This is a genomic window from Skermania sp. ID1734 (assembly GCF_007489285.1).
GTDB lineage: Bacteria > Actinomycetota > Actinomycetes > Mycobacteriales > Mycobacteriaceae > ID1734.
In genome coordinates, this window is record NZ_VLIY01000007.1 from 168,433 (window position 1) to 181,612 (window position 13,180).

Genomic DNA, 13,180 nt, shown 5'->3' on the forward strand with positions numbered 1-13,180 from the left:
TGACCATTGATAAGTTTGCCGAAGTGGCGCAGACTTACCATTGGTAAGATGGCGAGAGCGGAGGCTCGAGATGTTCGATGTCGTTATCGTTGGCGCCCGCTGCGCAGGCTCGCCGCTGGCCATTCTGCTGGCCCGGCGCGGTCTGCGGGTCTGTCTGGTCGACAAGGCGAATTTCCCGCACGAAACCCCATCGACGCACGTCATCCAGCCCTGCGGGGTGCGCATCCTGGCCGAACTCGGGGTCCTCGAGTCAGTTCTCGCCACCGGCGCCGTCCCGCTCGACTGGTTCACCATGGTCAACGACGATGACCGCATCGACGCGTCGATAGATCTCGACGAGTTCGGGGCTCCGGGGCTGTGCGTGCGCCGGCTGACGCTGGATGCGTTGCTCGTCGAGGCGGCGGCGGCCGCTGGGGCGGACGTCCGAACCGGCTGCCGCGTGACAGGTTTGCTGACCGAGCCGGGCGGTCGGGTCGCCGGCGTCTGCACCGACGGCGGCGACATTCCCGCTCGACTGGTCGTCGGCGCGGACGGACGTAAGTCGACGGTTGCCGCGTTGGTCGGCGCCACCGAGTATCTGAAGACGCCGCCGGGCCGCACACCGGCGTGGGCGTACTTTGCCGGCGTCGGCGACCGAACTGGACGACTGCTCCTGGGCCGCACCGGCGATCTGGCTTTTCTGGCCAGTCCCACCGACGGTGGCCTATACATGGCCGGCATCGGCATCGACGTCGCCAGGGCGCCCGAATTCCATGCCGCGCGAGAGGCGTTTTTCGCCAAGTCGCTCGCCCAGTGCCCAGAACTTCCTGCCTTGCTCGATGGCGCTGACCGGGTGGGCCCCATCCGCGTGATGACCGACTGGCACGGCTACTTCCGGTGCAGCGCCGGGCCCGGCTGGGTGTTGGTCGGGGACGCCGGGCATTTCAAGGATTTCACGACTGCGCAAGGCATTTCCGACGCCTTTCGGCAGGCGCGTGCGCTGGCGCAGGCGATCGCAGCCGACGGCGGTGCTCTCGATGCGCGGTTGACTGACTGGTGGCACTGGCGTGACCGCGACGCCTTCGAGATGTATTGGCTGGCAGCCGATATGGGCCTGCCCGGAGCCGCGAGTCCACTCGTTGCCCGGTTGTTGCGCAGCATCGGGGAGGATCCCGCGGCGACGCGACTGTTCCTGAAGGTGCTCAACCACGATGTGCGGCCCGCGCAGCTGTTCACCGCGCGAAGGGTTCTCGCGGCGGCGGCCTGGGCGCTGGTAGAACGGCCGGATCGGCTCGCGGCGACCTCGCGCGAGATCGGGGCCGGGATACGCAACGAGATTTATCGGGCTCGAGCGCGACGGCGGCTCGCGTCGAAGTAGTCGGTTTACCCGCGATTCAGGCGCTCAGCGTGTGCAATTCGACCAACTGAGCACATCGAGCCGTGCGTTAATGCAACTGGTTTTGCGCGGCCTCGAGTCCCACTCGCAGCAGCAATTCGACGGCGTCGGCGGCCTGCTCACAGATCAGCGGAACTTCCTTGCGCTCCGGGGCGGAAAACGGCTTGAGCACGTAGTCGGCCGGATCCATTCGCCCCGGCGGCCTCCCGACGCCCACCCGGGTGCGTAGATAATCCTTGGTGCCCAATGCATTCGAAATGGAGCGCAGCCCGTTGTGGCCGCCCTCGCCGCCGCCGCGCTTGAGCCGGATCGACCCGAAGTCGATGTCGAGTTCGTCGTGGACCACAACGAGGTTGGCGGGATCGATCGAGAAGAAGCGGACCAGCGCGGCGACCGGCTTGCCCGAAAGGTTCATATAGGAACGCGGTTTGGCGATCACCACTGCGCGATCGCCAAACCGCGCCTGCACAACATCACTGCCGGACTTCTTGTGCGCGTTGAACTTTGCGCCGACCCGTCCGGCCAGCACGTCGGCGACCAGAAATCCCACATTGTGGCGGGTGCGTTCGTATTGCGGCCCGGGGTTGCCCAGGCCGACGACGAGCGCCGGCCCCGTAGCGGGATTGATCATGACGAGCGGTATCAGCCTGCTGGTTAGTCGCTGGCCTCGGCCGATTCGCTCGCCTCCTCGCCGGCAGCCTCGCCCTCGCCACCCTCTTCGCTCGCGGCCTCCGCTTCCGCCTCTTCCTCGGCGGACTCTTCCTCGGCGGGTGCGGCGATCACGTTCACGATCAGCGTTTCGGGGTCGGCCTGCAGGGTCGAGCCCTTGGGCAGGTCGAGCTGGCCGGCCAGCACCTGGGTGCCGATCTCGGCGCCCTCGACCGACACCTCGATCTGCTCGGGGATGGACAGCGCGTCGGATTCGATGGAAACGGTGGTGGCGTCCTGGGTGACGAGGCTGCCGGGGGCGGCGTCACCGGAAACGACGACCGGCACGTCAACGGTGACCTTCTCGCCACGCTTGATCACCAGCAGGTCGGCGTGCTCGATGTAGCGACGGATCGGGTGCACCACCACGGACTTGGTCAGCGCGAGCTGCTCCTTGCCATCGATGTTGAGGGTGAGCACCGCGTTGCTGCCGTTCTCGCGCAGCACGGCGGCGAAGTTGCGGGCGTCGAGCGCGAGGTGCTGCGGGTCGGTGGCGTGGCCGTACAGAACCGCCGGAACCAGACCGGCGCGGCGGGTCCGCCGTGCGGCGCCCTTACCGAATTCGGTACGGACCTGGGCTTCGAGACGGTTTACATCGGACGGCATGACGAATGAGCTCCTCGGTTACGTGCTGTGTGCATTTCGGTCGCTATCTGGCGGCGCCGACACGCCGCGACCAGGAAGGAGCCGCAGTCGCGTCGATCACGGTGGGCCGGTGCGGCCGCACCCTCGCCGAGACAGCCCGACCAGCTTACCCGACATCGTGGCACCGCTCAGCGCAGCCCCTTCAGCACCTGGACGAACCGGTCGAGGTCAGCCTCAGTGACGAAGTAGTGCGGCGAGGCGCGAACGACGGCGTCGAGCCGGCGCCGACGCATGTCCAGCAGGGTCGACGAGCGGTGGCTTACCGTGACGGTGACGGACGCGGCGGCGAGCCGGTCGCGAACCTCGACCGCTTCGACGCCGTCCACCGTGAACGACACAATTCCGCACTGCTGATCGCCCAGGTCACGCACCGTCACGAACGGCACCTCACCCAGGCGTTCGCGCAGGCCAGCGGCCCGCTCGGACACTGCGCCGTACACCGCGTCGGGCCCGAGATCGAGGAGATACCGCGCCGCCCGGCCAAGGCCGAGACGGGCCGCCACGTCGCATTCCCAGAACTCGAACCGGCGCGCGTCGGCGGCCATGTGGAACTCGTCAGGCGCCGTCCACGCTGCGCTGTGCAGGTCGAGCGCGGCCGGTTCGAGTCGTCCGAAGGCGCTCGGAGCCACGTAGAGGAATCCGGTCCCGCGCGGGGCGCGCAGCCACTTCCGTCCCGTTCCGGACAACGCGTCGACGCCGAGGTCATCGACTCGCACCGGCAGTTGGCCCATCGACTGGCAGGCATCGAGCAGCACCAGTGCGCCGACGTCGTGGCTGAGTTCCGCAACCGCGCGCACCGGATTGACCAGGCCGCCGTTGGTGGGCACGTGCACCACCGACACCAGTCGCACGCGCTCATCGAGCATCGTGGCCAGCGCGTCGACATCGAGTTGGCCAGCGGGATCGCTCGGCACTACCTCGACGGTCGCGCCAACCGCGCGCGCCCGCTGCAGCACCGCGATGGCGTTGCTGGCGTATTCGACCTCCGAGATGAGCACCCGATCGCCGGCTCGCAGCGGAACGGCATGAAAGAAGTCGCTCCAGGACCGGGTCGCGCTGTCGCTCAGCGCGATCGATTCGGCACTGGCGCCGATCAACGCGGCAAGGGCTTCTTTCACCGCGGCCAGGTCCTCGAGGCGTTCATTAGCGGCGCGATAGCCGCCGACTTCGGCTTCGCGGCACAGGTGTCCGATCACCGTGTCGAGCACCGGCAGCGGCGGCAGGGAGGACCCGGCGCTGTCGAGAAAGACCTGACCTGCCGCCCCGGGCGTGTCCGCCCGAACTAGCGCCATATCGAGCATGCGCCGAGGTTATTCTCCCGGCACAGCGTCCCGGCATGTCGGGTTCGCGAATTTGCAGATGCGTCGCGCGGTTAGTGCGCCTAGTGTCGTGGGAACTACTGCTGTCACGGTTCGCGCACATTGGCAGAGCGGAGTTCGGATGAGGACTGCGAAGAATCACCAATACTCCCCGGTCGGGGCCTGACGGCAATGTTGCTGCAAACCAGTGAGCTGACCTCACGCGCGGCCGCCGAGGCGTTCGTCGGCGGCGTGTGTTTCAAGGTGGGCCCACCGGTGCTGGTCGGCGCGGAACTCGAGTGGCTTACCTGCCTGCATCGCCCAGGGACTGCCAACCACGGTGCCCGGCCCGACCTGTCCCTCGTGCGACACGCCCTCGGTCCGTACGCACCGAAATCTCTTTCGCCCAGCTCGCCGGCCTTGCCGCTTCCGGCGGGCAGTGTGATCACTATCGAACCGGGCGGCCAAATCGAACTTTCCAGCCCTCCTGTGGCTTCGGCCGACGAGTTGTGCGGGCTGCTGCGTAGCGACGAAGGCTTCCTGCGCAAACTCCTCGACGCGCATTCGATTCGCTTGACCGGCGCGGCCGCCGACGCCGCACGTCCGCCGCAACGGCAGTTGCAATTGCCCCGCTACGCCGCGATGGAGCAGCGATTCGCCTCGATCGGCTGCTTCGGCACACTGATGATGTGCAACACTGCCGCCACGCAGGTGTCGCTGGATGCCGGAGCGTCCCCGGCGCAGATCGCCCAGCGGTGGCGCGCGCTCTACGCGATCGGTCCGGCGCTGCTGGCCGCGTTCGCTTGTTCGCCAAGGCTTTTCGGCGCACCCGACGGCGTATGGGCGTCGCAACGCATGCGGGCGTGGTTGCAGCTAGATCCCGCGCGAACCAACGTGCCTGTCGACGGCCCGGATCCCGTTGCGCAGTACGCACGGTGGGCGGTGCAGGCGCCACTGCTGTGTGTCCGGCGTCCCGGTGCCGATTGGACGCCGCCACCGGGAGCGACGTTCGGCGACTGGATCGACGGGGCGCTGGACAGCCAACTCGGGCGACGCCCCGACCACGACGATCTCCGGTACCACCTGAGCACGCTGTTCCCACCGATTCGCGCGGCCGGTCACCTCGAGGTGCGCTACATCGACGCTCAGCGTGGTCACGACTGGGCTGTTCCGATCGCCGTCATCGACGCCCTGATGCGCGCACCCGCAGTGGTTCCCGAAGCGCACAGCCTTGCGGCCGGTACCGCGGGACGGTGGTTGGATGCCGCGCGGCTGGGACTCCGCGACGGTGAGCTACGTTCTGCGGCAATCTCGTTACTGGAGCTTGCGGCTGCACACGCCGAACCGGTGCTTGTCACCCCGATAGCGAACGCGGCCCGCCGGTGCCGAGCCGGACGCACGCCGCTGGAGAGTCAGGAATGAGCGAAGACGTACGCGACCGCCTCGCCGCTGCCCTGCAGACCGCCCGCGCGCGGACCACCTTGCTGACCGAGAGCGTGACCGACGCCGAACTCGTTGCGCAACACTCGATTCTGATGAGCCCACTGGTGTGGGATCTGGCCCATATCGGCAATCAGGAAGAGCTGTGGCTGGTGCGCGACGTCGGCGGCCGGGAGCCCGTGCGTGCCGACATCGACCATCTCTACGACGCGTTCAAACACGCCCGCCGAAACCGGCCCGCGCTGCCGCTGCTTTCGCCGACCGAGGCGCGCAGATACGTAGCCACCGTGCGGGAAAAGGCTTTCGACGTCCTCGATCGCAACCCCCTGCACGGCAGCAGGCTCATCGACGAGGGCTTCGCGTTCGCGATGATCGCTCAGCACGAGCAGCAGCACGACGAGACCATGCTGGCCACTCACCAATTACGCACCGGCACGGCGGTTCTGGACGCAGCACCGCCACCGGCCGCAATCACGGGACTGCACGGTGAGGTCATTGTTCCGGCGGGGGAGTTCACCATGGGCACCTCCACCGACCCGTGGGCGCTGGACAATGAACGTCCGGCGCACCCAGTCTTCGTGCCGGCGTTCGCCATCGATCGCGCGCCGGTGACCAACGCCGAGTACGCGGCGTTTATCGACGACGGTGGATACGAGCGGCGCGACTTGTGGAGCGAGCGCGGCTGGTCGCACCGAGTCGAGGCCGATCTTGTTGCGCCGCAGTTCTGGGAACGCGATGCCAACGGTGCGTGGTGGCGCCGCAGCTTCGGGCGACTCGCGCCGATCCGGCCGGACCAACCGGTCATGCACGTGTGCTTCTTCGAGGCGCAAGCTTATGCCCGGTGGGCGGGTAAGCGCCTACCCACCGAGGCGGAGTGGGAGAAGGCAGCCCGGTTCGATCCGGTGACGGGCAGGTCCCGCCGATTTCCCTGGGGCGATGGCGAGCCGACCCACGCCACCGCCAATCTCGGCCAGCGCCACCTCGAACCGGCCGACGTCGGCGCGTACCCGCAAGGGGCGTCGCTGTTGGGCGTGCACCAGTTGATCGGCGACGTGTGGGAATGGACCTCATCGGGTTTCGACGCCTACCCCGGCTTCGAGGTGTTTCCCTACGCGGAGTACTCGCAGGTGTTCTTCGGCGGTGACTACCGCGTCTTGCGCGGTGGATCCTTCGGCACCGATCCGATCGCGTGCCGAGGGACCTTCCGCAACTGGGATCACCCGATTCGGCGCCAGATTTTCGCAGGGTTCCGCTGCGCGCGTTCGCTTTCCGAGGACGAGCTGCGGTAGTGATGTGTCGGCATCTGGGTTACCTCGGACCCGCGGTCGCGGTCAGCGAGCCCGTTCTGCGCGGGGAGCACAGCCTGTACCGGCAATCCTGGGCGCCGCGCGACATGCGCGCAGGCGGGACCATCAACGCCGACGGCTTCGGCGTCGCCTGGTGGCGAACCGACGGCTCGGTGTCGAATTATCGCAACCCCATGCCCATTTGGACCGACCCGGCCGTCGGGGACGTGCTCAGCCAGATCGAGGCGACGGCGGTGGTGGCGGCGGTTCGTTCCGCGACGGTGGGAATGCCCGTGGACCGCGGCGCGTGCGCCCCGTTCACGGCGGGCCGGTGGGCCTTCAGTCACAACGGGGTCGTACCGAACTGGCGAACGACATTGGGACAGTTGGCCACTTCGCTGTCGCCAGCGCACCTGCTGGAATTGGAAGCGCCAACGGATTCAGCTGCGCTGTGGCTGCAGCTGCGTGCCCGATTGACCCAGGAACGACGCGGCTCCGACTGGGTTGCCGGTGAACTCGCCGAATTTGCCGGTTCCGTCGTCGCGGCGGCACCGGATGCGCGGCTCAACATTCTGCTCAGTGATGGCGAGACACTGTGGGCAACAACGTACTACCACTCTCTTTCGCTCCTGTCCGACGATGCCAGCGTGGTGCTGAGCTCCGAGCCCTACGACCGCGACCCCAACTGGCAGCCCGTCGGCGATCGCCGGATCGTCACCGCCGTGCCGGGTCATGTCTGCATCGAAGCTTTTTAGGAGGCCGGATTGTCCGTGACCGTCGAGGTGCATCTCACCGATGACCAGATGACCGCCGCGCTGCGCGACGACGCCATGCGCGGGCTCACCTCGCAGCCGAAATGGCTGCCGCCCAAGTGGTTCTACGACGCTCGCGGCAGTGAACTCTTCGAGAAGATCACCGAATTGCCCGAGTACTATCCGACGCGCACCGAGCGGGAGCTGTTGCGCCGCTACGCTACCGAGGTAGCGGCCGTGTCGCAGGCGGACGTTCTGGTCGAGCTGGGTTCGGGATCGTCGGAGAAGACGCGGCTGTTGCTATCGGCCCTGCGCGATCAGGGCTCGCTGCACATGTACGTGCCCCAGGATGTGTCGGAGTCAGCGTTGACGAGCGCCGCGGCGCAGATCACCGAAGAGTTTCCGGGCCTAGCGGTGCATGGGGTGATCAGCGACTTCACCGACACCCTGCACAACCTGCCACGCGGTAAGCGTCGGATGATCGCGTTTCTCGGCGGTACCATCGGCAACCTGGTGCCCGACGAGCGTGCCGAGTTTCTGGCAGGCGTCCGCGACGTGTTGGGGCCGGGGGAGCAGTTGCTGCTCGGCATCGGGTTGGTCACCGATCCCGCCGTGCTGGTGCCTGCCTACGACGACGCCGCCGGGGTGACCGCGGAGTTCAACCGGAATGTCTTGCATGTGCTCAACTCTCGGCTCGACGGCGATTTTCGGCCGGATCGGTTCAAGCACGTCGCGGTATGGGATGCGGACAACGAATGGATCGAGATGCGACTGGTCGCCAGTGCGGCCATGCGCGCCCACATACGCGCGCTTGACCTCACGGTCGACTTTGCCGCTGGCGAGGAATTGCGCACCGAAATTTCGGCGAAGTTCCGGCTCGATGGCTTCGAAGCGGAACTGAGCGCCAGCGGGTTCGGCGTGGAAAGGGTGTGGACGGATCCGTTGCAGCGGTTCGCGCTGGTGCTGGCCGGGCGCCAGTAGGCGAAGATGCCAGCGGCGATCGGGTCGCCCGCTTGCGCGGCTCGCTGCGGCGCTGTTCAATACTGGTGTAACTAGCGGTACCGGTAAATCAGCGGTCGCCTGAAAGCGGTGTGAAATGAGTGCAGATTCCGCCGGCCGCCACGTCGACGTCCTCATTCTCGGTGCGGGGTTGTCGGGCATCGACGTGGCTGCCCATTTGGTTCGAGAGAAGACGGGACGCAGCTTTACGATTCTCGATCGGCGTGATGCCATCGGCGGGACGTGGGATCTGTTCCGCTATCCGGGGATTCGGTCGGACTCGGACATGTTCACATTCGGGTTCGGCTTCCGCCCGTGGCACGGCACCAAGATTCTGGCCGACGGCCCCCACATCCGGCAGTATCTGCAGGAAACCGCCGACGAGTACGGCATCACCGACCACATTCGCTTTCGCCGGAAGGTGACCGCGGTCAGTTGGTCGAGCGCCGATGAACAATGGACGGTGCGCACCGTCAACGGCGACACCGGCGACGAGGAGATCTACACCAGCAACTTCCTCGCCTGTTGCACCGGCTACTACAACTACGACGAGGGCTTCAAGCCCGCGTTCCCCGGCGAAGAGGACTTCACGGGCCAGATCATCCATCCGCAGCACTGGCCCGCCGATCTCGACTACCGCGGCAAGCGGGTCGTGGTCATTGGCAGTGGCGCCACCGCGATCACCCTGATTCCGGCTATGGCCGACGACGCCGAGCACGTCACCATGCTGCAGCGATCGCCCACCTACATCGTCGGGCTCCCCAGTGATGACCCGATTTCGGCTGGCCTGAAGAAGACGCCGATGCCGCAGTCGGTGATCTACAAGCTCGGCCGCGCTCGCAATATCGCGATCCAGCGCGGGTTCTACGAACTGGCCCGGGCACAGCCGAACGTGGCACGCAAGATGCTGCTGAACGCAGTGCGCATGCATGTCGGACCGGACATCGACATGCGTCACTTCACGCCCACCTACAAGCCGTGGGACCAGCGACTGTGTGTGGTGCCCAACGGCGACCTCTTCAAGGCGGTGCGCAGCGGCAAGGCGTCCATCGTCACCGACCGGATCCTGAAGTTCACCGAGACCGGCATCAAGTTGGAGTCGGGCGAGGAGATCCCGGCCGACATCATCGTCAGCGCTACCGGCCTGAACATTCAGGTGCTCGGCGGGGCTTCGATCGAGGTCGACGGCAAGGAAATCCAGACGCATGACCTGCTGCTGTACAAGGGCGTCATGCTCGACGGCATGCCGAACGCGATGATCGTGCTCGGCTACACCAACGCCTCCTGGACGCTCAAGGCAGACCTGGCGGCAACGTATTTCGCCCGCCTGCTCAACCACATGCGCGACAAGGGCTACACGGTGGCCGTACCGCACAGCGCGCCGGACGACCGAACCGAAGATTCGCTCATGGGCGCATCATTGACGTCCGGATACATCCAGCGCGGCAACGCCGTCATGCCCCGTCAAGGCAGTAGAGCGCCGTGGAAGGCCCCGCACGACTACTACCGGGACATGCCGACCCTGCGGCATGCGCCGATCGAGGACGGAGTACTGGAGTTCTCCGGACCCGGAGCGTCGGGCAATGGGCATGGCCGCAACGGTCAGGGTTTGACGTCCTCGGCGACGAAGCTCATCCGCGGCGCGGCCGGCCGGATTCCGTTTGTGGGGGCCGGCAGGTAGCTCAGCTGCCGCGCGCGACTTTGTCCCGCGACACCCCGTGCGCGGTGTGTTGGGGAGCAAGGTCGCGCGCGGCAACGGCGCCGTAGGGGAGCGCGGCACACTGGGACTATGAGCGATCGAATGCGGGCCTGGCGGGTGGCGACGCCGGCGCCCATCGACGAGATCCCGATCGAACAGCACACGGAGGCCGTCCCGCAACCCGGCGACGGCGAATTGCTGGTGCGGGTGTTGGCGTGCGGCGTCTGCCGCACCGACCTGCACGTGGTCGAGGGCGATCTTCCGGTTCACCGCGCGCATGTGGTGCCTGGTCACGAGATTGTCGGTGAAGTCGTCGACGCCGGTGCGACGGGCCGGTTCGACGTCGGTCAGCGCGTCGGCATACCGTGGCTGCGACATACCTGCGGACAATGCCGATATTGCCTGCGCGGCTCCGAAAACCTTTGCCCGCGGTCCTTTTACACTGGCTGGGACCACGACGGCGGGTATGCCGAGTACGCGACCGTTCCCGCGGACTACGCCCTCGAACTGCCGACGAACTACTCCGACACCGAATTAGCGCCGCTGCTGTGCGCCGGAATCATCGGCTACCGCGCGTTGCTGCGCGCGCAGGTGCCCGCCAACGGGACGCTGGGGATCTACGGGTTCGGTGGCAGCGCACACCTGACGGCGCAGGTGGCCCTCGCGCGCGGGATCCGCGTTCACGTGATGACCCGCGGGTCCGCGGCGCAGGAATTAGCCCGTGAGCTCGGCGCCGCATCGGCCCAAGGTGCAGCCGATCCGCCGCCCGAACCGCTGGACTCCGCCATTCTGTTCGCCCCGGTGGGCGAACTCGTTCCGCCGGCGTTGGAGGCGCTGGACTCGGGCGGAACGCTAGCCGTGGCCGGAATTCACCTGAGCGATATCCCGCCGCTGAACTACCAGCAGCACCTGTTCCTCGAGCGCCAGTTACGCAGCGTCACGTCGAACACCCGCGCCGACGCCGCCGAATTCCTGCGGTTCGCCGGTGAACACCACCTTGACGTGACGAGCCATCCCTATGCACTCGACGCCGCCCCGCAGGCGCTTGCCGACCTTTCCGCGGGCCGATTCAGCGGTGCGGCCGTGCTCGTGCCATAGGTCCCCGAACCCCGGTCACCGACTGCGGTCAGTCAACCGTCCTGGGTCTGCCTGCCACCCCGAGCACACCAGGTCGAGCGAGTCGATTCGATCCGACACCGTGGCGAACACATGCTGTTCGGCGATCCGGGCGGCTGCCGTGTCGCCGGTTGGCTGCATTCGGACTTGCCAGCGCAGGTACAGCCGATCCCCGACCCGGCCGAGCGAGGTGGCGACCAGCTCGAATGAGTCATCGCCACCGAACCAGGTGCGGAACTGCCCGGTCACCGCCTCGGCGCCGCTGACTTCGAATGGCCCGGGAGGCACCAGCGCGCGCAACCGGACGTCGTCGGCCAAACTCTGGTGTAGCGCAGTGAAATCGCGCGCCGTCAACGCGTCCAACAGTTGGCCACCCGCCAACCAGGAGGTCTGTGCGCGGGTAGTGGGCGTCGTGGCTGTAGTCATAGGTATTTTCTACGGCGGCACCGCGTCGCAAACATCTGTCGTTCGCCCGATCTTTTACTCGTCCGCGGCCGGCTCCACGAGGCCGTGGCGCATCGCGAACATCGCCGCTGCCCCTCGGGTGCTAACCCCGATCTTGGTGTAGATGTGCTCGACGTGGCTACCGACGGTTCGCGGGGTGATCGACAACTCGGCGGCGATCTGGCGGTTGGATTGCCCACGCACCACCCGCGCGAGCACCTCCACTTCGCGCCGCGTCAGCCCCGCGACCAGGGCCTGCCGCTTGCGCGAAATATGCCCTGCGGCACCGAGAACCGCCTCGACAGCAGAGGCGTCGAGATGCCGGCGGTGACTTCGTCGCGCAACAGCGTCGCACGCTCCTTGGGTCCGAGCGCACCGCGATGGCAGCGCGCCTCGCCGGCAGCCTGATATACCTCAGCGGCGGCAAGAATCCGGGCGGTCGGTGCGATCATGCCGCCGCCGATCCCGCGCGGATAACCGGAGCCGTCCATGCGTTCGTGAAGCATGCCGGCGATCGAACCGATGGTGCGCAGCAACGGTTGTCGACGCAGCACCCGCTCGGTCAGATACGGCACCGTGCGTACCCGTTCCCACTCGATGTCCGACAGCGGGCCGGGTTTGTTCCACACGCCCGTCGATACGCCGATGACCCCGAGTCGACACACCAGCGCGGCCAGCTCGACAAGTTCGACGTCGTCCCGATCCATTCCCGCCTGCCTTGCGGCCGCTGCTGCCAGCGCTGCCAACGCGCGCGAATGACCAAGAAACAGCGGCGATTTCAAGTCGGCATAGTCGCCGAAGGTGGTCAGCGCCGCGTGTAGCTCTCTTCTGGTCAGCGGCGTTTCCAGCACCGGCGAGCTGGCCAACACGCTGTTCCAGGCGTCGATTCCGTCGATACCGCCAAAGATCTGCTCAGCGTTGTCGCAGCAGCACCGCACGATTCGAGGATCGAACTCGGTGCCGGCGCGCGAGCGCAGCATCTGTAGCGTCGCGTCCAATCCTGAAGTGCGCAAGAATACTTCGGAATCGTCGGCGATGTGCACCACGCGCATGACCGCGCTGATCTGTTCGCCGCGTAATCCGTGCGGAGCGCCCTTGCCGTCCCATCGTTCGAAGGCCTGCGGCAGCGCAGCCGTCACGTCCGCATCGAGTCCGAGCCGATCCGCGATGTCGCCGGTGGTTTGGCAATGGCACAAGGCGGCTGGCCGAGACCAAGGTCGGTAGCCAGCGACAGGGAGGCTACCGACTCGGCGAGGCGCACGCCGGACGACGCGTTCGGGTCAACAACGTCGGGCACTAGTCAATTGTGTGCCAGATTCGGTCGGGAAGAGTTGATCTTGCCTTTCCCGGGTACCCAATTCGTACCTACAATTGACTACTACGGGCAAAACAGGCTTCATGTGGGTGCGGTGCTGATG

Annotated in this window: 14 protein-coding genes; 7 read left to right on the forward strand and 7 right to left on the reverse strand. The window is 66.7% G+C overall.

What is annotated here, in order from left to right; translation table 11 throughout:
- Positions 1-70 precede the first annotated feature (70 nt).
- Positions 71-1,357, forward strand: coding sequence for an NAD(P)/FAD-dependent oxidoreductase (locus tag FOS14_RS10945; RefSeq protein WP_143770380.1), 1,287 nt, complete (start codon positions 71-73; stop codon positions 1,355-1,357).
- Between the two features lie 67 nt (positions 1,358-1,424).
- Here FOS14_RS10945 and pth read toward each other — a convergent pair whose 3' ends face one another.
- The 3 genes from pth to FOS14_RS10960 all read right to left on the reverse strand — a co-directional run bounded on the left by pth (position 1,425) and on the right by FOS14_RS10960 (position 4,029).
- Entirely contained in the window at positions 1,425-2,006 is a 582-nt protein-coding gene (gene pth, locus FOS14_RS10950; RefSeq protein ID WP_143770383.1) for an aminoacyl-tRNA hydrolase, read from the reverse strand.
- Positions 2,007-2,029: 23 nt separating this feature from the next.
- Positions 2,030-2,689, reverse strand: a complete 660-nt coding sequence (locus FOS14_RS10955) for a 50S ribosomal protein L25/general stress protein Ctc (RefSeq protein ID WP_143770385.1) — start codon at positions 2,687-2,689, stop codon at positions 2,030-2,032.
- 167 nt (positions 2,690-2,856) lie between these two features.
- The gene (locus FOS14_RS10960) at positions 2,857-4,029 is read right to left on the reverse strand and encodes an aminotransferase class V-fold PLP-dependent enzyme (RefSeq protein ID WP_143770387.1); all 1,173 of its coding nucleotides are present in this window, start codon (positions 4,027-4,029) and stop codon (positions 2,857-2,859) included.
- Between the two features lie 189 nt (positions 4,030-4,218).
- Between FOS14_RS10960 and egtA the strand changes: the two genes are divergently transcribed.
- The 6 genes from egtA to FOS14_RS10990 all read left to right on the forward strand — a co-directional run bounded on the left by egtA (position 4,219) and on the right by FOS14_RS10990 (position 11,300).
- Positions 4,219-5,448 carry an ergothioneine biosynthesis glutamate--cysteine ligase EgtA gene (gene egtA, locus FOS14_RS10965; RefSeq protein WP_143770389.1) on the forward strand — a complete coding sequence of 410 codons (1,230 nt, stop codon included), beginning with the start codon at positions 4,219-4,221 and terminating at the stop codon, positions 5,446-5,448.
- The gene (gene egtB, locus FOS14_RS10970; protein WP_143770391.1) at positions 5,445-6,755 is read left to right on the forward strand and encodes an ergothioneine biosynthesis protein EgtB; all 1,311 of its coding nucleotides are present in this window, start codon (positions 5,445-5,447) and stop codon (positions 6,753-6,755) included. Before egtA ends, egtB begins: the two co-directional genes overlap by 4 nt.
- Before the next feature lie 2 nt (positions 6,756-6,757).
- Complete coding sequence (egtC, locus tag FOS14_RS10975) at positions 6,758-7,507, forward strand: ergothioneine biosynthesis protein EgtC (protein WP_143770393.1); 750 nt, start codon at positions 6,758-6,760, stop codon at positions 7,505-7,507.
- Positions 7,508-7,555: 48 nt separating this feature from the next.
- A complete protein-coding gene (gene egtD / locus FOS14_RS10980; RefSeq protein ID WP_143770551.1) occupies positions 7,556-8,485 on the forward strand; it encodes an L-histidine N(alpha)-methyltransferase in 930 nt (309 codons plus the stop codon).
- Positions 8,486-8,600: 115 nt separating this feature from the next.
- Positions 8,601-10,184, forward strand: a complete 1,584-nt coding sequence (locus tag FOS14_RS10985) for an NAD(P)/FAD-dependent oxidoreductase (RefSeq protein ID WP_143770394.1) — start codon at positions 8,601-8,603, stop codon at positions 10,182-10,184.
- A gap of 120 nt (positions 10,185-10,304) precedes the next feature.
- Positions 10,305-11,300 carry a zinc-binding alcohol dehydrogenase family protein gene (locus tag FOS14_RS10990; protein ID WP_185981730.1) on the forward strand — a complete coding sequence of 332 codons (996 nt, stop codon included), beginning with the start codon at positions 10,305-10,307 and terminating at the stop codon, positions 11,298-11,300.
- A gap of 15 nt (positions 11,301-11,315) precedes the next feature.
- Here FOS14_RS10990 and FOS14_RS10995 read toward each other — a convergent pair whose 3' ends face one another.
- Genes FOS14_RS10995 through FOS14_RS24725 form a run of 4 tightly spaced genes read right to left on the reverse strand, consistent with a single transcriptional unit; the run spans position 11,316 to position 13,059 of the window.
- Positions 11,316-11,744 carry a nuclear transport factor 2 family protein gene (locus FOS14_RS10995; protein WP_143770398.1) on the reverse strand — a complete coding sequence of 143 codons (429 nt, stop codon included), beginning with the start codon at positions 11,742-11,744 and terminating at the stop codon, positions 11,316-11,318.
- Between the two features lie 54 nt (positions 11,745-11,798).
- Positions 11,799-11,987 (reverse strand): response regulator transcription factor, encoded by a 189-nt coding sequence (locus FOS14_RS24970; RefSeq protein ID WP_221936694.1) that lies wholly within the window; start codon positions 11,985-11,987, stop codon positions 11,799-11,801.
- Between the two features lie 11 nt (positions 11,988-11,998).
- Positions 11,999-12,901, reverse strand: coding sequence for an HD-GYP domain-containing protein (locus tag FOS14_RS11000; protein WP_255450245.1), 903 nt, complete (start codon positions 12,899-12,901; stop codon positions 11,999-12,001).
- A complete protein-coding gene (locus FOS14_RS24725; protein WP_185981731.1) occupies positions 12,898-13,059 on the reverse strand; it encodes a hypothetical protein in 162 nt (53 codons plus the stop codon). The genes FOS14_RS11000 and FOS14_RS24725 overlap by 4 nt, the downstream gene beginning before the upstream one ends.
- Positions 13,060-13,180: the final 121 nt, after the last annotated feature.

Coding starts and splice junctions, on each gene's coding strand:
- FOS14_RS10945 (WP_143770380.1), top strand. CDS start 71: ATGTTCGATGTCGTTATCGTTGGCGCCCGCTGCGCAGGCTCGCCGCTG.
- pth (WP_143770383.1), bottom strand. CDS start 2,006: ATGATCAATCCCGCTACGGGGCCGGCGCTCGTCGTCGGCCTGGGCAAC.
- FOS14_RS10955 (WP_143770385.1), bottom strand. CDS start 2,689: ATGCCGTCCGATGTAAACCGTCTCGAAGCCCAGGTCCGTACCGAATTC.
- FOS14_RS10960 (WP_143770387.1), bottom strand. CDS start 4,029: ATGCTCGATATGGCGCTAGTTCGGGCGGACACGCCCGGGGCGGCAGGT.
- egtA (WP_143770389.1), top strand. CDS start 4,219: ATGTTGCTGCAAACCAGTGAGCTGACCTCACGCGCGGCCGCCGAGGCG.
- egtB (WP_143770391.1), top strand. CDS start 5,445: ATGAGCGAAGACGTACGCGACCGCCTCGCCGCTGCCCTGCAGACCGCC.
- egtC (WP_143770393.1), top strand. CDS start 6,758: ATGTGTCGGCATCTGGGTTACCTCGGACCCGCGGTCGCGGTCAGCGAG.
- egtD (WP_143770551.1), top strand. CDS start 7,556: ATGACCGCCGCGCTGCGCGACGACGCCATGCGCGGGCTCACCTCGCAG.
- FOS14_RS10985 (WP_143770394.1), top strand. CDS start 8,601: ATGAGTGCAGATTCCGCCGGCCGCCACGTCGACGTCCTCATTCTCGGT.
- FOS14_RS10990 (WP_185981730.1), top strand. CDS start 10,305: ATGCGGGCCTGGCGGGTGGCGACGCCGGCGCCCATCGACGAGATCCCG.
- FOS14_RS10995 (WP_143770398.1), bottom strand. CDS start 11,744: ATGACTACAGCCACGACGCCCACTACCCGCGCACAGACCTCCTGGTTG.